Consider the following 22555-nt stretch of genomic DNA (forward strand, 5'->3'; position numbering starts at 1 on the left):
TTAATCAAATACACGGAAACGTTAGAGCGATAAGGAAACTAGGCACCAATTTAAGAAACCGTTTTCTTTATAAAAATAATTTATTTATAGGGAATTCAAAAAAATCCTTGATTCTGTAATAATCTAGTAATATAATCAACTTAGAAAGCGATTACAACACGCTACATCGGAAAAAAACCATCTTTTTTTAAGTCATCAGGAAACCGATTTCCTTTATTCTTAGTCGCAGTAAAGGATAGTAGGAAATCTGTAGTAGTAATTGTTTCTACTATGAAAATATGAAAACGGGGGTAAGAAAATTATGAAAAAGTGGTTAATGTTAGTCGTTTTTTCAGTACTAGTATTTGCTTTAGTTGCATGTAGTGATGACAGTGGTGCTTCAGGTGAGGATGATACTTCAACTGAAACAGAAACAGAAACTGATGCTGGTAGCGACGATGGCGGAGAGGCTGAAGAGGCTGAACCAGTAGAATTAGATATGTGGGTTTTTGGTAGTACAGGATACGATAAATTAATTGAGGAATATCAAACAGAAAATCCTCATGTAACAATTACACTTAATGAAGGTGAAATGGCTGATATTCACAACAACCTATTCACTTCACTATCCGCTAGTAGTGGTGCGCCAGATATCGCGATGATTGAAGTAAGTGAAGTAGCTAGATTCCTTAACGCAAGTGACAGCTTTCATAACTTAAATGATTATGGTGCTGGAGATGTAGCTGGTAATTTCCTAGACTGGAAATGGCAACAAGCACAAAGTGTAGACGGTTCTTTCCAAGTAGGTCTTCCTACTGACATTGGTCCTACTACAATGTTTTATCGTACAGATGTAATCGAAGCAGCTGGTTTACCGACTGATCCTGCTGAACTTGCAGCCGAAATTGATACTTGGGATGCCTACTATGAAGCAGCTAAAACAATTAAAGCTGAAACTGGCAAGCCGATTGCTGATGCTCCTGAGTTAGTATTTAACGCAATTCGTGACCAACAGCCACAACAATATTTTAACGAAGATGATGAACTTATCATTGAAGATACTGTTAAAGAAGCATATGACTTTACTACAATGATGATTGGTGAAGATTTAATTGGTCAAAATGCACTTTGGACTCCAGAGTGGGGTAGTGCAATGGCTGAAGGTACTTATGCAACAATGCCTGGTGCTCCTGGTTGGATGCTTGGTGTAGTTAAAGGTAATGCACCAGATGCTGGTGGTAACTGGTCATTAACTAACATTCCTGAAGGTGCAGGTAACTGGGGTGGTTCATTCCTAACAGTCCCTGCAGAATCTGAGCATCCACAAGCTGCTTATGATTTCATTGCTTGGTTAACAGCTCCAGAACAACAATTAAAATCATTTAACGACATGGGATTATTCCCTTCAGCACCAGAAGTATATGAATCAGAAGAATTCTTAGCTACTACTGATGAATACTTCAGTGGAGCTCCAACAGCAGAAATTTTAGCAGAAGCTGCTAAATCTGTAGTACCTGTATATATGGGTGTAAACTACGCAACAGTTAATGCTGAGCTAACTACAGCACTTACAAACGTTGCTGTAGAAGGCGCGGATCCACAAGAAGAGTGGGATGCAGCTGTAGAGCGTATTGAACAACAATTAGAAAGACAGTAAGGATGATAATCAAGCGGTCTGTGGTTTATCCATAGGCCGCTTGAAATCAATGGAAGGAGAGAAAGAAAGTGGCACAAATTGAAACACAAGCACACAAACAACTGCCTCCAACAAAAAAAAGATCATCCTTAAGTGAAAAAGCAAAAGAAGCAATTTCAGGATATCTCTATATTTCTCCATTCTTTATTTTGTTTGCCATTTTTGGATTGTTTCCAATTCTTTTTAGCTTTTACCTCGGATTTCAAAAGTGGAATGGCTTTGGAGAAATGGAATACGTTGGATTTCAAAACTTCAAATGGATTTTAACTGATCCTCTTTTCTGGAAATCACTAACTAATACGTTATTTATGTGGATTTTAGGAACACTCCCACAGTTATTAATAGGTATAATTTTGGCATATGCATTAAATTCAGCAATAATCAAAGCGAAAAGCTTTTTCCGTGTATCAATATTCATGCCTTATGTTACGTCAACCGTAGCTGTAGCAATTGTTTTTGGAATTATGTTTAACAATCAAGACTTTGGATTATTTAACATCATTGTTGGGTTATTCGGTATCGATCCAATTAGTTGGGGAACAACTGAGTGGGGAGTTAAAGTAGCAATTTCAACCATGGTATTCTGGCGTTGGGTAGGGTATAACACAATTATTTACCTTGCTGGCTTACAAGGAATTCCAAATGAATTATATGAAGCTTCAACGATTGATGGGGCAACAATTAGACAAAAGATTCAATATATTACAATTCCAATGCTTCGACCAATTATTATTTTAACTGTCTTTACATCAACAATTGGTGCTTTACAACTATTCACTGAACCATTAATTTTCATTGGAAGAACATACAGGGAAGAAGGTATAACTGTAGTTCTTTACCTGTATCGTGAAGCATTTACAAACTTAGCATTTGGCCCAGCATCAGCTGCGGCAATTATCTTGTTCGTTATAATCATTATCATTTCCTCAATTAACGTATTTGTTGCAAATCGGATTGGGCGATAAGGAGGGCTTAGCACATGAGTGAAAAAAAACAACCTAAAAAAATTTCTCTTGCAAAAGTATTTGTGTACGCGTTGCTGACCATTGCTTCCGTCCTATCGATTTTTCCATTATACTGGATGTTTGTAATGGCAACAAATGCAAATGATGCAATTAATAGAGTTCCACCAGCATTTATCCCGGGTGGTGAGTTGGTAACAAACTTTACAAATGTTATCAACACAATAGATTTCTTTGGGGCCATTTGGAATACGCTAATTGTTTCTTCCGTAATAACAATCGGTGTGTTATTCTTATGTTCACTGGCTGGATTTGCATTTGCAAAGTTTGAGTTCAAAGGAAGAAATATATTATTTGTAGCTATTTTGGTTACAATGATGATACCACCACAATTAGGATTGATTCCGCAGTATATTATCATCACGAAACTCGATTGGCTAAATGATTTAAAAGCAATTATTGTTCCGGGATTTATTGATGCATTCGGTATATTTTGGATGAGACAATACATTAGCAGTAACGTTCCTGATGAGCTAGTAGATGCAGCTAAAATTGATGGTTGTACAAACTTCAGAGTGTACTGGAACATTGCAATACCAGTTATCATTCCAGCTTTTGCAACACTAGCGATTATTAAATTCATGTATGTATGGAACGATTTTCTGTGGCCTTTAGTCGTTTTACGTGAGGAATCTTCTCACACGATTCAAGTCGCTTTACGTGGATTAATTGATAACTATGTTCGGGATAATGGAATGATCTTATCCGGAACATTTTGGGCAACTGTCCCATTGATAATCGTATTCCTTTTACTGAATCGATTATTCATTGCCAGTTTGACTGAGGGAGCGGTAAAAAGCTAGAATAGAACATTAACAAACAGAGGGATTTCAAATGAAGCTTACGATAAAGGACATTGCAAGGATGGCTGGTGTATCACCAGGAACGGTATCCAAAGTAATAAATAATACCGGAAGTATTAGTCCAAAAACAATTAAAAAAATAATGAAAATAATTGAAGATACAGGCTACAAACCTAGTTTTTCAGCTAAATCATTAGCAACCAAGCGGTCTAATCTTATTGGTTTAATTTATGCTGGTGAAGTTAATGTTGAGTTTAATCACCCGTTTTTTAACCAAGTGGTTAACGCTTTTAAATCAGCAATCGGAAAATTAGGTTACGATATACTTATCTTTTCAAACAACGAATTTAGTAATGATAGAGAAAATTACCTTAAACGCTGTAAACACTTTCAATTAGATGGGTGTATTCTTATTGCTGGGGAACATCTTGAGGAAGCTGTTTATGAACTAGACCAAAGCAATATTCCTTGTGTGGGTGTAGACATTGAGCTAAGCGGACCAAGTTCAAGCTTTGTGACGACAGACAATAGTAAGGTTTCTGCAAAGGTAGTTGAACATCTTTACCTTAATTCAATCAAAGAGGTAGCCTTTATAGGTGGTCCAGAGGACTCGATTATTTCTAACATTCGCAAAGAAGCATTCATTAATAATATGAACCAATTTGGAATGACAATGCGTGATCATTGGATGCAGTATGGTGACTATTTTGAAGATACTGGATATAAATCGATGAAGCAAATCCTTGCACAACGTCCTTTTCCGCAAGCTGTTTTTGCTGCTTCTGATATGATGGCTCTTGGAGCAATTAGAGCAATAAAGGAAGCTGGTCTAAAGGTCCCGGAAGATATAAAAATAATTGGTTGTGACGATATTGAGGCTTGTCGTTATAGCGATCCTCCATTAGCAACTGTGAAACAGGATAAGGATAAAATGGGCAGATTAGCTGCTCATATGCTTCATGACCTTATTAATAATAATACAGAGCCTAGTTCTGTGTTAGTTGATCCAGAGTTAGTTATTCGTGAATCATGTTTAGTTGGAACTAGTTATATGAAGATGCAAACAAGAGGGTGATCATATGGATAAGTCGGAGAATATCTTTTTAAAGATACTGGATATTTTCACTCATTTCTTACTGATAAACATACTATGGCTAATTTTCTGTATTCCAATTATAACTATCTTTCCAGCTACAGCAGCTTTATTTGGTGTTGTAAGAAAATGGACATCTGAAGGCATAGAGGCGGGCATGTTGTCTTTGTTTATGAAAGAATTTAAAGGTAATTTCAAAAAAAGTTTTCTAATCGGAATCATCTGGAGTATTGCTGCAGTCATTCTGTATCTAGATTTTGCAATCATGTTACAGGTTGAATTTATGGGTAGAATGGTTCTGCTAACTCTCCTGATTTTCGTGACGATGCTATACATGTTTACTACAATTTATATCTTTTTTATTCTAGTAAATTATGAACTTACCATCCTGCATACGATTAAAAATGCACTATTTATTTCAATTAGCTACATTTTTCATACGATTCTCTGTATGTTGCTAATTAGCATTGTGTTAATCTTAACTTATTTTGTGCCAATATTCCTGCTAATCTTTGGAAGTGTATTAGCTTTTATACTCTATCAAGTATTTCATAGATTATCATATAGGATACATGAAACAAGAGCAGCAAATTAACTAGCTGTTAGTAGGTCGTGCAAAGATCGCTGTAACACTTTAAGATAAGTGTTACAACGATCTTTTTGCTTTTTAATACCGAATTAAAGTTTGAGTCCGCTACGGCTTTTGAAACGCCTCAACAATATATGGCTTTCCACACGGGTTATTCCTTCTAATGCATATAATTCCTTATTAATAAAACTTTCAAGTTCATTAAAATCATTGACTAGAACATGCATATGTAGTGTGCTAGGCCCTGTCATTTGGTAGCAGCTGGCAACAGCTTGATGATTAACAAGATTCTCAGCAACATCTACTAAGTGTGCTGGCTCACAATCCACTTCAAAAAAGGCAGAAACAGTTTTGCCTATTTTTTCGCTATTAACGATACATGAGAACTTTTCAATAATACCCTCTTCTATTAGCTGATTGACTCGAGAACGAACAGCAACGCGTGATAGTTTTAGTTCTTTACCGATGTCTGTATATGAAATTCTGCCGTCTTCAATAAGAAGATCTAAAATTTTCTTGTCTGTATTGTCTAAACTCAAAATCTTCACCTTCTTTCTATTTTGCTATTTTCGCTTTAAATTTCGGACTTGATGAAAAATACGACATAACTCTGTCGTGACTTTATCCCAACCTTTATAAGATGGGTGATCATCCATCGCTCCGGAAAAATACTCCCTTTCCATGGGGAACGCCTCAGCCTCCTCACGAGAAAAACCCTCGTTGCGGGGTCTTCAGACTGTTCCTTTCCCATAGGAGTGTCGCATTTTTCCGAAGCTTTGAATAGCTTTCTGTTTAAGTGAGATGAACTCAAACAACGTTTATTCCAAAAGTATCACTACTCAATTAATTAGAAAGTCTTAACCAGCGTAATCAGAATATGTAGCTATGGTAACAGGACTCTCCTTCCTGGAAGACAAGTAATGCTTCGACAAAGAATTACGGCACAAAAAATCACTTATATTTTTAAAAATCTACGTGTGTTTTTTAAGCTATAGTGTTGTGTTTGACTAGAATAAACCAACCAACTGCTATTTTGCTTATAAGATAGTGATTGGAGCGGAGGGCAGTCGACTCCTGCGGGAAAAGCGACGGCTGAAAATCCCGCAGGACTTGAATTATCTTCTTGAATCAACACCGCACGCAGAAAAAGTGATTTCCTTTTTCAAGGAAGCGGGTTTCTTGAGGAAGTTGAAGCGTTGCCCGCGGAAAGCGACTGCCCGGAGCGAAAATCAACATAGCAGTTACGTCGGAATCTATAGTTTTAGTGTACTAAGTTTAAAACAATATAAAATTTAAAAACCCTTTATTTTTTCTGAATTTTCTTATATAATTAAAAACATTAATCTAATCATTTGTTAATTAATTATAACATATATATTAACAAACGTAATATATTTAAATATAAAGATTACGAAATGGTATATTTTTTGTTAGAGAGGAGTGGGCAGATGACTAAATTTAAATTTGATACCCTTCATTATCCATATCCATCCCAGCGAATGACAACAGTAGCAAATAAAGGGATGGTAGCTACTTCACAACCGTTAGCTGCGCAAGCAGGATTAGATATTTTGAAAAGGGAGGGAATGCGATTGATGCGGCAATAGCAACTGCTGCAACATTAACAGTTGTTGAGCCAACCTCAAATGGAATAGGGAGTGATGCGTTTGCCCTTGTTTGGACCAAAGGGAAACTACATGGATTAAATGCTAGTGGTCCTGCACCAAAAAGTATTTCAATCGACAAGGTTAAGAGTCTTGGACATGAGGAGATGCCTTTGCATGGATGGATTCCTGTGACTGTACCTGGAGCTCCATCAGCATGGGCAGAACTGTCAGAACGATTCGGTAAATTAACCTTAGAAGAGGTGCTTGAACCAGCAATTAAATACGCAGAACAAGGATATCCGATATCCCCAACTCTTGGATATTACTGGGATAAGTTATTTCACAAATATAAGGAAAAATTGACATCAGAGGAATTTAACAATTGGTTTAAAACATTTGCCCCAAATGGAAGAAGTCCAAAAATAGGGGAAGTGTGGAAATCACCAGATCACGCAAAGACATTAAAATCTATTGCACAAACAAATGCCAAGTCATTTTATCAAGGTGAGATTGCTGATAAAATTGCTGCCTTTTCACAAGAATATGATGGTTTTTTAACCAAAGAAGATTTGGCTGCTTTTAAACCTGAATGGGTAGATCCTATATCTGTTAACTACCGGGGTTATGACGTCTGGGAAATACCACCTAATGGCCAAGGATTAATCGCATTGCTCGCTCTGAACACTATCAAAGGCTTTGAATTTCCTGAAAAGGAATCGGTCGATACATATCACAAGCAAATTGAAGCTATGAAACTAGCATTCATTGACGGCAAGAAATACATTACAGATTCAAAATATATGTCAGAAAGAATAGAAGGACTTTTATCAGAGTCTTATGCTAAACAGCGCCGTGCACTTATTGGTGAAGAAGCATTGACTCCTGAACCAGGCACTCCACCTCAGGGCGGGACAGTCTATTTGGCAACAGCTGATCAAGAAGGAAATATGGTTTCCTTTATTCAAAGTAATTATCACGATTTCGGCTCTGGCTTGGTTGTGCCAGGAACTGGTATTGCATTACAAAATCGTGGTAAAAACTTTTCCATGAATCCTAATCACGACAATGCACTAAAAGGTGGCAAACGGACCTATCACACAATAATACCAGGATTTATAACCAAGGATAACCAAGCAATAGGACCATTTGGTGTAATGGGTGGTTTTATGCAGCCGCAAGGGCATATGCAGGTGGTAATGAATATGATTGACTTTAAACTAAATCCACAAACAGCTCTTGATGCACCAAGGTGGCAATGGATAGAAGATAAACGTGTACTAGTTGAACCGCATTTTCCAGTTCACCTTCTACGCGGATTAGAACGAATTGGACATAATGTAGAGGTTATCCTAGATAAATATACGTTTGGCAGGGGTCAGATTATTTGGAAAGACAATGATACTGGTACTTTGTATGGTGGAACAGAGTCCCGTACCGATGGAACTATTGCTTCTTACTAATATGGTAAAAGGATTGATTGAAATGAAACAATGGCAGCTATTTATAGCTTTTTTTCGAGTTGGAATGCTCGGGTATGGGGGTGGTCCGTCATCAATTCCCCTTGTACAGAAAGAAGTGGTAGAGAAATACGGTTGGATGAACGATGAAGAGTTTGCTAATGTCTTAGCTTTAGGTAACTCATTACCAGGTCCAATCGCGACTAAAATGGCAGGGTATATTGGTTATCGAGTTTCAGGAATTATAGGAATGATAAACGCCGTACTAGCAACCATTGTCCCAACCATTTTGATCATGATAGTACTTTTAACGTTTCTATCATCGATGAGTGATCAACCATGGGTAAATGGTATGACACAAGCAGTTGTTCCGGTTGTAGGTGTGATGCTGGCAGTATTAACTTATCAGTTCTTGAAAAATGCCCAAGGAGGGCTTGGATGGATTCTGATGATTATTTTAGCAGTAGTTTCGTTATTGTTAATTGAATGGATCGGATTACATCCGGGAATTTTAATCGCATTTTTACTTTTATATGCTTTACTAAAACCGGAGAAAAAAGAGGAAGATAGTAACAAATCAAAAGTACCCCAGAAGGAAGGACAGTCATAATGATTTATTGGGAAATATTTTTGGCTTTCTTTATACCTGGTATTGTCGGCTACGGTGGGGGTCCAGCTTCCATACCGCTAGTTGAAAAAGAAGTCGTTGACCGTTTTGAGTGGATGTCAGTCCAGGACTTCAGTGAAATGTTAGCAATGGCTAATGCTTTACCAGGACCTATCGCAACAAAGATGGCCGGATATATAGGATATGAGCAAGGTGGGGTATTGGGATCTTTTATTGGTGTGTTTGCCATAGTGGCGCCTTCACTTATATTAATGATTGTACTACTGAGCATTCTACTAAAATTCAAGGATTCACCAAGGGTCAAAAATATGACAATGATGATACGCCCCACTATTGCTGTATTATTAGGAGTAATGGCATTTAGTTTTTTTAAAACATCTTATCTTAGTTCAGGTGTTTGGCAAATGCTACTGATTGCGGTGATTAGTTTTATACTTATGGAAAGATTAAAAGTACACCCTGCATTTATAATTTTAGCTGCCTTAGGATATGGAGCATTTTTTTTAGGATAGTAAATTATTAATTAAAGGGATTGACTACCCGTGGTAGTTAGTCCCTTTTTTTCCATCAATGAAAAAGAAAAACCAAATGTCTGTGATTGGATAATAGAAATAATTGTAAAAAGCGATTTTAACGGGGATCAAAAGCTGATGGGGTTATTTCACAAATGGACTTTGGTTGCATTTAAATAGCTGGACATGTTTAAATGATAGAACATGATAAAATGAAATGAGGTTTTAAAATGAAGAAAATATTTCTATTAATGATAGTTGTTCTGTTTCTGTCTATCTTTCTAGTGGCTTGTAGTGACCAGGAAGAAACTGAACAAGAAAATACCGATGAAAATACCGAGGAGGCTACTTCAGATACAGAAGAGACCACTCCGGATACTGAAGAAGAAGCTACACCGGACGTTCCAGAAGCTGAAACAGTTGACGAAGATACTATTGTTGCGACTGTTAATGGTGAAGAAATAAATGGAAGTAAATATAATCAAATGTATAATCAAACATTATTAATGTTTCAGCAGTATGGCCAGGAAGCAAGTGATGCTGCTCAAGTAAAGGAACAAACGATAAATAGTCTTATTGAACAAGAACTTTTACTGCAAGAGGCTGAATCTAAGGGAATTGAAGCATCAAGTTCGGATGTTAACGAAAATTTAGAAGAAATAAAATCACAATTTGAAACTAATGAGGAATTTGAGCAACAGCTTGAACAACTTAAATTAACAGAACAATCGTTAAAAGAACAATTGGCTTATGAGATTAAGCTAAATCAGTATATAGAGCAAGAAATCACAGGAACAGAAGTAACAGAAGAAGAAGTTCAAGAATATTATGATCAGTTAGTAAGCCAACAGGGCGAGGGAGAAGCTCCACCTTTTGAAGAAGTACAACAACAATTAAAAGAACAATTGGTACAACAAAAAGAAAGAAGCCAACTTGGTACACTAATTGAGAGTTTAAAAGAACAAAGCGAAATTGAAACATTAATTTAAAGTAATTGTTACAAAAAAGGAGTAGGACTCACATGTAGTGAGAGACCTACTCCTTTTTGAATTGAAAAGCTCCATAAAACTCAAAAGAACCACCAGCAATGACTGATGGTTCTACCGTGCATCTAAGTTGGAGATCAACTTACCCTATGGAGTGCACGTACATATTCTATGTGAAATTCGTGCTTTAGAACCGTCATCTGTCACGTGCTTTGGTTAAATGATTAGAAAGTCTATCATCTTAAGGATACCAGATGAAAACGTCTAAAGACTGGACTTCTTATTTGTTTAATTGAATCCCCTCGGTCTTCAAATGTTGGTATAGTGTAGAAGCAAAATCAAGAGCATAAGGCCCATCACCATGAATGCACAACGTATCTATTTTTATTGGGATTCCAATACCATTTACAGAGATAACTTTTTGTTTTTTAATCATCATAAGAGCTTGATTGATTGCTTCTTCTTTATTGGTTAATAATGCATTTTTCTCTGTCCGTGGAGTTAACGTGCCATCATCCTGATAAGTACGATCAACAAACACCTCATGCTTCACTGTTAACCCGATTTTCTCCCCCGCTTTTGTTAATTCACTGTTTGAAGGACCGTAAAGGGTTAATGTTGGATCAATTTGAAACATAGCCTCGGCTATGGCTACAGCTATGGCTTTGTCCTTTGCTGCCATATTATATAATGCACCATGTGGTTTAACATGGTGAAGTTTTCCTCCATTTATTTTCACAAAGCTTTGTAAAGCTCCTATTTGATATGTAATCCACTGATATGCTTCAGTAGGTGTGATGTTCATAACTCTTCGACCGAAGCCATGTATGTCAGGAAGACCGGGGTGTGCTCCAATTTTTACATGATGCTTGATCGCTAGTTTAACCGTTTCGTCCATTATTGCAGGATCACCAGCATGAAGCCCGCATGCAATGTTAGCAGAGGAAATGTACTTAATGATATCCTGATCGTTACCTATCACATATCTGCCAAAGCTTTCTCCCATATCACAATTTATATCGACTGTGTACATGGTTCCCATTCCTTCCATTTTAGCTTACTAAACGTTTGTAATTGATCAAGTTGTTGTTGACCTTTTCTCATTAAGAAATCGGCTTCACTTAAACTGCATTTTTGAAAGGTTAATGTTCGGCTTGGTCTTGTTTGACTTAGTTTTGGAAGATCGGCATGAATGATTTGTCCTATTTTTGGATAGCCTCCGGTCGGTTGCCGATCTGCCATTAATATGATTGGTTGCCCATTTGCTGGAACTTGTACGGTCCCAAAGGTGGTTCCTTCAGTTAATAGTTGTCCATCATTTTTAAAATAAAGAGGTGAGCCTTTTAAACGGTATCCCATCCGGTCTGATTGTGTTGTCGTGCTATAAGAATCTGCCATGAATTTTTGTTTGGATTGTTCAGTAAACCAGTCATATTGCCTGCCTTCAATAAAACGGATAATTAAATGATCTTGTTTAATATAATCAAAAAGCCTACTACTAAGTCTCCAATTAAAAGTCTTTCCGTGTGTAGGGAATTTAATAGCTAAGCTGTCACCAACATCCAATTTTCTACCGTGTAGCCCACCAACTGCAACCTTTAATGATGTGCTCTTACTATTAAGAAATTCGGGTAAATCTAATCCACCTTTAACAGCTAAATAGGAATGAATTCCATTTTTTGCAGTTCGAAGCTGGAGGGTATCTCCGGCCTTAACAGCTAATGGTTTTCCATTTTCTACTGCCTTATCATTAATTTTGGGGGACATATCAGCTCCTGTAAGTGAAATAATCGAATAATCTTCAAATGTAATACTTGGTCCGATAAAACTCATCTCTAATACAGCTTCACTTGGATCATTGTTTACTATGATATTTGCAAGTTGCATGGCCCAGGAATCCATTGGTCCGCTGACCGAGAAGCCGGATGATTGATAACCAAACCTTCCTAAATCCTGGATGGTTGTTAGTAAACCTTCTTCAATGATTCGTAGTCCCATCCTTTAGCCTCCCTAATTAGTAATAACTTGAAAATTCTTCTTTGGTAATAGAATAAAATTTGATCTTGTCACCAGGTTGGATCAATGTAGGTGACTCTTGATCAATCTGCAAAAGGGAGACTGGTGTTCTTCCAATGATTTGCCATCCTCCAGGCGAGTCAATAGGGTAAATTCCTGTTTGATTCCCTGCAATTCCAACTGAACCTGCAGGTATATTCATTCGTGGTGTTTCTTTTCTAGGTGTCGCAATTTTAGAATCAACTCCACCAAGAAACGGGAAGCCTGGGGTAAATCCTAAAAAGAATACGTGATAGATTTTATTTTTATGGTAATTTATCACTTGATCTGTTGTAAGTTTATTTGTTGATGCCACTTCTTGTAAGTCAAATCCAAATAACAGGTCATAGCATACTGGTATCGATACTGTTTTGGTATCTAAAGGAAACTGTTCAGTTATAGACAAATAATCATCAATTAATAAACAGACTTGTTTATATGGATTCTCACTAAAGGCTAACGGATTATAGTAAATAGTTAATGTTGTATAGGATGGTACGGATTCTATAAAACCTAAAAAAGGATTGTTAGCTAACCGTTCAGCCAGCTGAAGAATACGCGTATTTTTTTCGATTGTAATTTTCTTTCCGAAATCGATAATAATAGCCGTCTCACTAAGGGCGGCATATTGAAAATCATCCATGCGATCACCTTCTTTTTTAAGTAGGTTTTCTCCATTTTAACCTAAGGGAAGTCTTAGATAAAAGTGAAATACAATTGGAAGAAATATAATATTGTAAATTTTACCATAGAAGTAAATGAAATGTTGAATCCTTGACTTGTTGTGACCATGAAGTTCTAGGTCTAAATCTTGTTGATAGTTAATAGACTAGTGTTGGATTAATAGATTACGTGTATACAGATAAATCAGTAACTCATTACTAGGGGGGTAAGCAATGAACAGAAGTCATATTACATTTACCTTTTTACTATTTGTAACATTTTTTCTTGTAGCATGCAGTAAGGAAATCTCATTAACGGATCAATATGGGTATATGAACAATAGTATGGACACGATTAAGGTTATTACGATAACAGAGGATAATAAGTCTATTGAGGGTTCCTATATAACGTATCGAGTAGGTGAGGAAACACTCTTAGAAGAAGAATTACCATTGAGTGGACAAGTGAACAATAACACGATTGAATTGAATCAAGGGATTGATGGATTTAATGAAACAGTAATGATTATGGAAAACAGCTTGGAAATTAGAATGAATGGTGGTAAAAGCGTTGTATTCTACCCGGTAAGTAAACAAGATGTTGAAGATTTGCTCGCAAGTTTAGAACGAACGTTGACAGTATCACAGACTATAGTTAAAGAGCCAACCGAATTAATTGACGAAGAACAGGATTCTGATAAACAAGCCGCCCCCAAGGTAAATAACGAGGAGCAAACAAACATAGAGTTGGATAAAGGAAAAGAGAATCTTATTCTATTATTGGAGGAGCTTGGCACTGTTCAACGCGCGGTAATCGATGCGATTGATGAAAATGGATGGTATCAATCGATTGATGAAATTGAACCGACAATGGAGGAATTTAAATCAGTAGTAAGCCCGATTGTATCTCCTTATTTTACGGAAAGATTTATTCGAGATGTAGTCATTCCACGAATGGAATCCTTTTTTTGTTATTGTGATGCACCAAGTCCATTAGAGGGGGAAATGAGGCTAGATGTAACTGAAGAAATAAATCAGACTAATCAGGGATTAAATATATATGCCTATCGTCCAGCAAGTGAAATAAACACCGGAGTGAAATTTAACGTGCATGTTGTAGAAGAGGAGGGAGATTGGAAGATTGATGGCTGGGAGCCAATACTTAACTCACATGAAAGCTCCTTTGAAATAGGGACTGACGAGGTAGTTGACTATTATGCTTTAAAAGGAGTTCAATTGGAATTAATTGAAACAATTGAAGGGCCTGCATACCATGAAGATGTTTATATTTTTAAAATGACTCAATCAGAACAGTTATTGGCAGTCCAGTCTCGAGATTGGTACACAGTAGAGGGAACAGAGCTTGTGGAGCTAACCTATCAGGTAGACATCGATTATTAATGGGCAAATAAAGAACCTCCGTTTTTTAGAAGAGGTTCAGTGAGCTATTGCGTAATTCCCTTTATGTTGGTTTTATAAAGGAATGATTTGGCCATGAGACTTAAATTGTTTTGTTGTCATACCAGTTATTTTTTTAAAGGAGTGGCAAAAGTAATGTGAATCACTATAGCCGACCTTATAAGCAATCTCATATGTTTTGTCATTGGTAGTTTTAAGGAACTCTTTTGCACGATCAATTCGAATTCTTGTTAAATATTCAATTAATGTTTCTCCGGTTTCCTGACTAAACATATGGCTTAAGTAGGAGGCGCTCACATTAACCTTCTTTGCAATCGTTTGGAGAGACAATTTCGGGTCACTATACTGATCATGAATGTAATCCTTAGTTTTCTGAATAATTGTTCCGAATTTGCTATTAACCTGTTCCCTGAAATTTATAACAAGATTTAGTAATTCCTTCATATAGTCCACAATTTCGAAATACTCTTTGATCCAACTCATTTTAACTTCTAAGCCGTTTATTTGTTGTAAAATATCATCAGTATCATTATTTTGATCTTTAATATAATGAGTTATGGTTGTCGTAAAGTCCATTAAAAAATAATAAATAAAAAATGGAGTACGAACGTTAGCTGCTTTCAAGTAGGAAGAATATGATTCTGAGAATTCATCAATTTTGCTAGTATCACCAAATTTGAGAAAATGGATTAAATCGTTTCGATTGAATTGATGTAGTTCTTTGTTGGATTTTGTGTCAACTTCTGAATTATCCACATTGTATTTTTCTGTAATATGGACGGAAAAACTTTTCTCCTTATCAGCTTCCTCAAAGGATTCAGCAATACCTTGAATTCGACTCTTTACTTTTCCAAATCCGAAGCTTAGAGAATCAGGTTCTAAAAGGAGTTGTTCTCTAATTGCCTCAATTTCTAACTCAAGTTGTTGCTTGGATTCATTTTTCATAAGAAATACAGTTTGTGTTTTTCTTCGTTTAAATACGAGAGATGAGTAGTTTTTTAGGATCCAATCGATAGCAGGGATTTCTTTTACATCTGTCTCTAGAATCAATACATAATAATAGCTAGAGATTAATTCAATATTTAACTCTGAGGCCTTCTTAATTGCTTCAGCCGTCGAGTAGATCCCGTTGCATAACTCAATTAAAAAGTTATCACGAGAAAGAACTACGTTTTGTTTAGCCTGATATTGTAAATCTAGCATTTGTTTTTTAGCCGATTCTTCTTCCTCTATTGATGCAGACACTCTTTGCAATACCTCGATTAGATCCTGGGCGCTAACTGGTTTTAAACAATACTCTGAAACCTGAATTCGCATCGCTTCTCTAGCATATTCAAATTCATCATGTCCACTCAGGATGATTACTTTAATTCTAGGCATCCTGTCACGTAAAATACGGCTAACTTGCAGACCGTCCATAAAAGGCATTCTAATATCAGTAATGACAATATCAGGTTTGTACTTTTCAATCAAAGGTAGAGCAATTTCACCATCTGGTGCATCACCACAAAATTCAAATCCTTCTTTAGCCCAATCAACACTATTTTTTATACCTTCACGTATTACCTTTTCATCATCAATCAGAAATATCTTTTTCATTAAACGATCACCTCTCTGCTGGAATTGTTAAACAGATATGAGTACCTGATCTATACCAGCTATTGATGGTTAGGCCAAAGGGCTCATTGTAATATAGCCTTATTCTTTGTTGAACATTTACCATTCCGAATCCACCACTACCGCTACTTAAAGGGATGCCTCTAGACAATTGCGTGCGAATTTCATCAAGGCGACTTTCTGTTATTCCAATCCCATTATCAATAATGTCAATGACGATGTGTCCTTGAGCATTAATATCTCCTTTAATGCGGATGAATCCTTTTCCACGTTTGTTTTTTATTCCGTGGTATATTGCATTTTCAATAAGTGGTTGAAGTGCTAATTTCAAAATTTTGTATTCGAGAATGTCTTCATTTATATGGAAGGTTACCTCTAGAATATCCTCATACCTTATTTTTTGGATAATCAGGTAATTCCGAATGTGTTCCAGTTCTTCATCTAAGGTAATCCAATCTTTTCCTTTACTTAATGAAATGCGAAAAAATTGCGATAAGGCTTTAGTTACATCGATAACTTGCGAAGTGTTTTTCGCTTCTGCCATCCATATGATGGTATCAAGTGTATTGTATAGGAAATGAGGATTTACCTGAGCTTGCATTGCTCGAAACTCAGCAGCTTTCAACTGTTTTTGCTCGTCAATGCTTTTGTGAAGTAACGATTTAATTTTTATGATCATACTGTTAAAGCTAGTTCCTAGTTCAGAAATTTCATCTAATCCATTGTTATTTAGTACCTTAACATCAAAATCTCCTGCCGATGCTTGTTTCATCTTTTCCTTCAAGGTTCGTATAGGACGTATTAATTTTGAAGAAATGAAAAAGTAAAGTCCAATCGTGAAAATAATGCTACAGGTTACACTAAGTATGATTAAACTCCGGATTTCATTGGCATCCCGCATAATTTCATTTTCGGGTGCGTGACCAATAATTTTCCAACCTGTCATTTCTGAGGTAGTAAAGACAAAAAAGGTGGAAGTGGAATCGGTATAGTACCCATTACTTTTTTCGCCAATTTTATTCCAATCCGTCTTAGGTATGGCCTCTTCTATATTAGGCGAATGAAACAAAACCTCTCCTGTTTCAGACTCAATATGAAAAGAACCGGAGTCGCCAATCAGCCCTTGGTCAAGGATGGTTTTAATAGCTGAGGCATCAATGAGTATTTTAATGAATCCAATTGTTTTATTTGTCTGATCTCCCAATATTGTAGTTGTCATCGATATTGCTGGAAAGCCATTCCTAACAACAGGTTCGAATAATACTTTAGTAGGGTCATCCATCAGCTGTCTTATTTCTGGACTTTGACTAGGAGGCTCTTCTAACAGATAGACACCTCTGCTTTCACTAATCACTTTCCCATTATTATTACTAATGCTAATGTCAAAGATTCTATCACTCGATGGATAGCTTTCACGATAGAATTGCAACGTATTTAAGATGGTATTAGCTTCATCAGCAGTATCATCCTGATTGATTAAGAATTGTACCGTGTTAGCTTGCTCGCCAATTTCAGTAAATCGTTTAATGTCTTGAAATAATATATCAATATCCCGGCTTAATTGATCTGTTTTAAGCTGTGCTAATGTATGTGACTTTTCAGAGACTATATTATAGGATTTTACGTACGACACGATTCCAACAAAAATAAGCGGGGTAACCGTTAATATAACGAACATAACGAGCATTTTTGTACGTAAACTGAAGAAAATCCACTTTTTTAGATTCATAGTTCAATACCAACCAGTCGGTTTTATTATAACACAGCTGAACACGCTTTCATTAGGGTGATTAGACTTTGAATTGTCTAATGTTATCCTTCATTTTTTGAATTTTTTCAACCAATTTATAGGAAGCTTCAGATACTTCTTCTAATGTAGCCAATTGTTCTTCACCCATAGAAGCAATACTAATTACCTCGGATTTGCTAAGTTTAGAACTTTGCTCGATATCCCCTATCATAAGGTTAATGTCATTCATTTGATCAAAAACCTTCTGCATTTCTCGCGTGAAGTTATTAATCTCTAACTGTATATTGCTATTAACTGAATTAATAGATGAAAAACTATTTCTAATTTTATCTGTTGAGTTTTTATAACTTAATTCATTATGGACGATGTCTATTTGTTCGGTAATCGATTTGGCGAAATTTTGGACAAGAGTTACCTTTTCCTCATACTGTAGAGATGTTAACTCTGCTTCTTTGGCTAGTTGTTCAATTCGTTCCAAAATTGTGTCAATATCCCCTTTTCCGGTGTTAATCACAGTAGACAAAAGTTTTGCTTCTCTTGTAATCTGATTAGTGAGGTTTATGTTTCGATCCATCTGGTTAACTGTCTCATAAAGATCTACAGCATCGTTCTTTACTTGCTTAACTATCATTTCGTTTTTTTGCCTTTGTTTTATTAAGTCTTCAGTTTCTATTTCTCCCTGGTTTGCTAGTTCAAGTGACTTGTTTGAGTGTCGGTGAATTTGGACTGACTTACTTAATATCTCTTCGTATTTATGGGTCAGCTCATCAAAGGTAGATACCGCTTGCTTTACCAACTCGTCTTGTTCGTGAAGGTTCATAGAAATCGTTTGGGTTGCGTTAGCTACTTCTTCACCAGCAAGCCTATTTTCTAAAATACTCTGATGAATATCTTTGGATGATAGCATCACCAAATCATTTGTACTTCTAACACTGAGAATGATATCTTTAAGATTGTTAGACATCCGGTTATACGAGCGGCACAAGTCCCCAATCTCATTTTTAGAAGGGATAACAACTGCATCAACTGTGAGGTTACCTTGGGCAATTTCATTTGCATTTTCCCGTAGGCGGTGGATAGGTTTGACAATATTACCCGAAATATACCAGGCAAAGATAATAGCTAGTAAAATTACTGCTGCAAAGGCAATTGCATAAAGGATAATATCTCTTTTAATATTATCAACTATATTCGTTTTAGCTTCTTCACTAACTTGAAGTGTTGCATGGAGTAATTGCTGAACTTCATCATCCACAATATCTGTAATAATGGTAATATATTCATAAGTTATGTTTCGCTGATCTGCTGGAAGATTAAATTTTATCTCTTCGCCTAGTTTATCGATATATTCTTTGTTAGTAGCTAATATTTGTCTAACGTCCGCAATTTCTTCTGTAAATCGTTCTTGGGTGTCGTCCGCTTCAATTTGATCTAAATTGCTGTTCATAGTTGATAAAAGGTTATATTGAGAACCTTCCTCAAAGGATACTTTTCCATAAACGATTTCTCGTATTTCATCATCTAACTGTTCCTTTAATTCCCCATTAATTGAATTGGTTAAGGTAATTGTTTTCATCATCTCATTATATTCACGAACATAACCAACGAATAGATAAATCTGCACAATATTTGCAATAGCAAGCCATAGAAGAAGGGTTATAAAAATAATAATTAATCTCGCCCGCAAAGAAAGATCGGACAACTTTGAAAACAGATTCATTTTGTCATTCTCCCATCTTTCTCTACTACTTTCTAATAATTTTATCCTATTATCGATGTTTCTGTATTGAATATATCTAAATTAAAAAAAAATTGCAATTTTTCAAAATAATATTACAATTTTTACATTTAATGAATTGGAATTCAAAAATTAATTCCCATTTTCTCTAAAATGATTCTATTCTTTAGGTGTTGAAAGCGCTTTATAATTGAGGTACGCCAATTCAGAAAATCGTAACTGGAATGGTGATAAAAAAGGGGAGGTAATTAGTTTGAAAAAATTACTTAGCGCAAAACTATTATTGTTATTGATGCTGATGTTTGTACTTGTGTTGGCAGCGTGTGGATCAGATGAGGAAGCGGCAGGAACAGATGGAGATACAGGTGCTGACTCGGATGCAACTGAGACAGAAGATACAGGTTCAGACACAGAAGAAGGCGACAGCAAAGAAGCTAGTGAAAAACTTGTAATTGGCTTCTCACAGGTTGGTGCTGAAAGTGAGTGGAGAACTGCTAATACTACATCTATGCAGGACGCAATCACAGACGCTGGTCATGAACTAAAGTTCTCCGACGCACAGCAAAAACAAGAAAATCAAATTAAAGCGATTCGTTCTTTTATCGCTCAAAAAGTAGATGCAATTGTATTCTCTCCAGTAGTTGAAACTGGATTTGAAACGGTTTTACAGGAAGCGAAAGACGCAAAGATTCCGGTATTCCTTTCTGACCGTGCTGTTGATATAGAAGACGATTCACTTTGGGTAACATTTTTAGGTTCTGATTTCATTGAAGAAGGTAAAAAAGCAGGTAACTGGTTAGTTGAAGAAATGGAAGGAGAAGGTGAAGTAAATATTGTTGAACTACAAGGTACAGTTGGTTCTGCTCCGGCAATTGACCGTAAAGAAGGATTTGAACAAATAATCAGTGAATACCCGAACTTTGAAATTACTAAGTCTCAAACTGGTGATTTCACTCGTGCAAAAGGAAAAGAAGTAATGGAAGCGTTCTTAAAATCTGATGGTGACAATATTGATGTTTTATATGCTCATAACGATGATATGGCGATTGGGGCTATCCAAGCTATTGAAGAATATGGCCTAAAGCCCGCTGAAGATATAGTTATTATTGGAGTAGACGCAGTTAAAGGTGCTTTTGAAGCAATGGCTGCTGGGAAAATGAACGTAACAATTGAATGTAACCCACTATTTGGTCCGCAAATGGTTGAAATCATTGAGCAGTATCTTGCAGGGGAAGAAGTACCGAAGCGTATTGCTGTTGAAGAAAGCATGTACACAATGGACCAAGCGGAAGAACTTCTTCCAACTCGTCAATATTAAAAAATATAACGACTAGTAATCAAAGCCACTAAGTCTTTAGCAAAGTTATGTTTTACATGACTTATGTGCTTCGGCTTGAGTGGCTTTATTACAATAGGGGGTAAACATAGTGCAAGAACAGAAAACACCAAGACTCGTTATGGAAGGCATTACCAAAGAATTCCCGGGAGTTAAAGCATTGTCAAATGTGAGCTTTCAGTTATTTCCGGGAGAAGTTCATTCATTGATGGGTGAAAATGGTGCGGGCAAATCGACGCTTATTAAAGTATTAACTGGAGTGTATTCTAATGACGAAGGCACCGTTAAACTTGAAGGTAGCCCTATCCATGTAGCAAATCCACTTGAAGCACAGGATTTAGGAATTAGTACGGTGTACCAGGAAGTAAATTTATGCAGCAATTTATCAGTAGTTGAAAATATTTTTATCGGAAGACAAATAATGAAAAAAGGTCGGATTGATTGGAAGGAAATGAAATCACGTGCGGAAGAGGTTTTGGCTCGTTTAAACCTAACGATTGATGTGACTAAATTACTTTCATCGTACTCAGTTGCCATTCAACAGATGGTAGCAATCGGTCGTGCCCTAAACGTATCTGCCAGAGTTCTAATTCTTGATGAACCAACATCTAGTCTTGATACAGATGAAGTAAATCAGTTGTTTGGCGTGATACGAAAATTGAAAGATGAAGGATTAGCCATTGTATTTATTAGTCATTTTCTTGATCAGATTTATGAGATTTCCGACAGAATTACAGTATTAAGGAATGGTGAGTTGGTTGGCGAATACATGACAAAAGACCTTCCTAGAATTGAATTAGTCTCAAAAATGATTGGTAAAGAACTAGATGCTGTTAGTTCAAACAGGGATGAAGTAGCTAAGAAGGAAAGGGGAGAGGTGCTCTTAGAGGTTGAGCAATTAGCACGAAAAGGTAGTGTTGAACCATTTAATTTAGACCTACATAAAGGAGAAATTGTCGGTCTAGCAGGTCTACTTGGTTCAGGAAGAACAGAACTGGCTAGACTTTTATTTGGTGCAGATAAAGCAGACTCAGGTGAAATTAAAATAAATGGAAGTAAAACTAAACTTAACATACCAAAACAAGCAATTTCTAAGGGGATCGCTTTTTGTTCTGAAGACAGAAAAGCTGAAGGAATTATTCCAGACTTAACCATTCGCGAGAATATTATTTTAGCAATGCAAGGCATAAATGGAGTGTTTAACTACATTCCTAAGAAGAGACAAATTGAAATTGCAGATGAATATATCAAGTTACTCAATATTAATCCTCGAAATCCAGAACAACTAATTAAAAATTTAAGTGGTGGAAATCAGCAAAAGGTTATGTTAGCAAGGTGGTTAATTACTAATCCGGAATTGTTAATTCTTGATGAACCGACAAGAGGAATTGATATTGGAGCAAAAGCAGAAATAATGAAGCTAATGATTTCGTTGAGCAAAGATGGCATGTCTATTTTATTCATATCCTCGGAATTAGAAGAAGTACTTCGAACATGCAACAAAATAGTTGTGATGAGAGATCGCGAAAAAGTTTCCGAGATAGACAATGGTAAACAAGTCACACAACAGGATATTATGAAGCAGATGGCTGGGGGAGTGGTATGA

19 protein-coding genes and 1 pseudogene are annotated in these 22555 nt (G+C 36.3%); 13 read left to right on the forward strand and 7 right to left on the reverse strand.

The features are described 5' to 3' along the window. Window positions 1-301: 301 nt before the first annotated feature. The 5 genes from GH741_RS04490 to GH741_RS04510 all read left to right on the forward strand — a co-directional run bounded on the left by GH741_RS04490 (window position 302) and on the right by GH741_RS04510 (window position 5188). Window positions 302-1636 (forward strand): ABC transporter substrate-binding protein, encoded by a 1335-nt coding sequence (locus tag GH741_RS04490; protein ID WP_153735595.1) that lies wholly within the window; start codon window positions 302-304, stop codon window positions 1634-1636. Between the two features lie 68 nt (window positions 1637-1704). Then, the gene (locus GH741_RS04495; protein ID WP_420809384.1) at window positions 1705-2640 is read left to right on the forward strand and encodes a carbohydrate ABC transporter permease; all 936 of its coding nucleotides are present in this window, start codon (window positions 1705-1707) and stop codon (window positions 2638-2640) included. Between the two features lie 14 nt (window positions 2641-2654). After that, window positions 2655-3500 carry a carbohydrate ABC transporter permease gene (locus GH741_RS04500; protein ID WP_153735596.1) on the forward strand — a complete coding sequence of 282 codons (846 nt, stop codon included), beginning with the start codon at window positions 2655-2657 and terminating at the stop codon, window positions 3498-3500. A 31-nt stretch (window positions 3501-3531) separates the two neighbouring features. Further along, window positions 3532-4575: a LacI family DNA-binding transcriptional regulator gene (locus tag GH741_RS04505; RefSeq protein WP_153735597.1), complete on the forward strand. Its 1044-nt coding sequence runs from the start codon at window positions 3532-3534 to the stop codon at window positions 4573-4575. Between the two features lie 4 nt (window positions 4576-4579). Further along, window positions 4580-5188 (forward strand): YesL family protein, encoded by a 609-nt coding sequence (locus GH741_RS04510; protein WP_153735598.1) that lies wholly within the window; start codon window positions 4580-4582, stop codon window positions 5186-5188. Between the two features lie 83 nt (window positions 5189-5271). Here the strand turns inward: GH741_RS04510 and GH741_RS04515 are convergent, their stop codons facing one another. Then, entirely contained in the window at window positions 5272-5721 is a 450-nt protein-coding gene (locus GH741_RS04515; RefSeq protein WP_153735599.1) for an Lrp/AsnC family transcriptional regulator, read from the reverse strand. 571 nt (window positions 5722-6292) lie between these two features. Between GH741_RS04515 and GH741_RS04520 the strand changes: the two genes are divergently transcribed. The 5 genes and pseudogenes from GH741_RS04520 (at window position 6293) to GH741_RS04540 (ending at window position 10375) form a co-directional block, all read left to right on the forward strand. Continuing rightward, window positions 6293-6478, forward strand: coding sequence for a hypothetical protein (locus tag GH741_RS04520; protein ID WP_153735600.1), 186 nt, complete (start codon window positions 6293-6295; stop codon window positions 6476-6478). A 152-nt stretch (window positions 6479-6630) separates the two neighbouring features. After that, a pseudogene (locus GH741_RS04525) lies at window positions 6631-8249 on the forward strand (gamma-glutamyltransferase family protein). 22 nt (window positions 8250-8271) lie between these two features. Further along, entirely contained in the window at window positions 8272-8856 is a 585-nt protein-coding gene (locus tag GH741_RS04530) for a chromate transporter (RefSeq protein WP_153735601.1), read from the forward strand. Further along, the gene (locus tag GH741_RS04535) at window positions 8856-9386 is read left to right on the forward strand and encodes a chromate transporter (RefSeq protein ID WP_153735602.1); all 531 of its coding nucleotides are present in this window, start codon (window positions 8856-8858) and stop codon (window positions 9384-9386) included. Before GH741_RS04530 ends, GH741_RS04535 begins: the two co-directional genes overlap by 1 nt. Before the next feature lie 230 nt (window positions 9387-9616). Beyond that, entirely contained in the window at window positions 9617-10375 is a 759-nt protein-coding gene (locus GH741_RS04540) for a SurA N-terminal domain-containing protein (RefSeq protein ID WP_153735603.1), read from the forward strand. Between the two features lie 277 nt (window positions 10376-10652). Here GH741_RS04540 and GH741_RS04545 read toward each other — a convergent pair whose 3' ends face one another. Genes GH741_RS04545 through pxpB form a run of 3 tightly spaced genes read right to left on the reverse strand, consistent with a single transcriptional unit; the run spans window position 10653 to window position 13070 of the window. After that, entirely contained in the window at window positions 10653-11405 is a 753-nt protein-coding gene (locus GH741_RS04545; protein WP_153735604.1) for a LamB/YcsF family protein, read from the reverse strand. Then, window positions 11387-12370 carry a 5-oxoprolinase subunit C family protein gene (locus GH741_RS04550; RefSeq protein WP_153735605.1) on the reverse strand — a complete coding sequence of 328 codons (984 nt, stop codon included), beginning with the start codon at window positions 12368-12370 and terminating at the stop codon, window positions 11387-11389. Before GH741_RS04550 ends, GH741_RS04545 begins: the two co-directional genes overlap by 19 nt. A 16-nt stretch (window positions 12371-12386) precedes the next feature. Continuing rightward, complete coding sequence (gene pxpB / locus GH741_RS04555; RefSeq protein ID WP_153735606.1) at window positions 12387-13070, reverse strand: 5-oxoprolinase subunit PxpB; 684 nt, start codon at window positions 13068-13070, stop codon at window positions 12387-12389. A 253-nt stretch (window positions 13071-13323) separates the two neighbouring features. Here pxpB and GH741_RS04560 point away from each other — a divergent pair, with 253 nt between their 5' ends. After that, window positions 13324-14490: a hypothetical protein gene (locus GH741_RS04560; RefSeq protein ID WP_153735607.1), complete on the forward strand. Its 1167-nt coding sequence runs from the start codon at window positions 13324-13326 to the stop codon at window positions 14488-14490. A 72-nt stretch (window positions 14491-14562) separates the two neighbouring features. Here GH741_RS04560 and GH741_RS04565 read toward each other — a convergent pair whose 3' ends face one another. The 3 genes from GH741_RS04565 to GH741_RS04575 all read right to left on the reverse strand — a co-directional run bounded on the left by GH741_RS04565 (window position 14563) and on the right by GH741_RS04575 (window position 19595). Further along, window positions 14563-16107 (reverse strand): response regulator, encoded by a 1545-nt coding sequence (locus GH741_RS04565; RefSeq protein ID WP_153735608.1) that lies wholly within the window; start codon window positions 16105-16107, stop codon window positions 14563-14565. Between the two features lie 7 nt (window positions 16108-16114). After that, window positions 16115-17854 carry a cache domain-containing sensor histidine kinase gene (locus GH741_RS04570; RefSeq protein ID WP_153735609.1) on the reverse strand — a complete coding sequence of 580 codons (1740 nt, stop codon included), beginning with the start codon at window positions 17852-17854 and terminating at the stop codon, window positions 16115-16117. Between the two features lie 61 nt (window positions 17855-17915). Next, a complete protein-coding gene (locus GH741_RS04575; RefSeq protein WP_153735610.1) occupies window positions 17916-19595 on the reverse strand; it encodes a methyl-accepting chemotaxis protein in 1680 nt (559 codons plus the stop codon). 271 nt (window positions 19596-19866) lie between these two features. On the opposite strand from GH741_RS04575, the gene GH741_RS04580 reads away from it, so the two are divergent. Both GH741_RS04580 and GH741_RS04585 read left to right on the forward strand, forming a co-directional pair. Beyond that, entirely contained in the window at window positions 19867-20931 is a 1065-nt protein-coding gene (locus GH741_RS04580; protein ID WP_240795416.1) for an ABC transporter substrate-binding protein, read from the forward strand. Between the two features lie 109 nt (window positions 20932-21040). After that, window positions 21041-22555, forward strand: a complete 1515-nt coding sequence (locus tag GH741_RS04585; protein WP_338079242.1) for a sugar ABC transporter ATP-binding protein — start codon at window positions 21041-21043, stop codon at window positions 22553-22555.

The organism is Aquibacillus halophilus, assembly GCF_009649745.1.
Lineage (GTDB): Bacteria > Bacillota > Bacilli > Bacillales > Amphibacillaceae > Aquibacillus > Aquibacillus halophilus.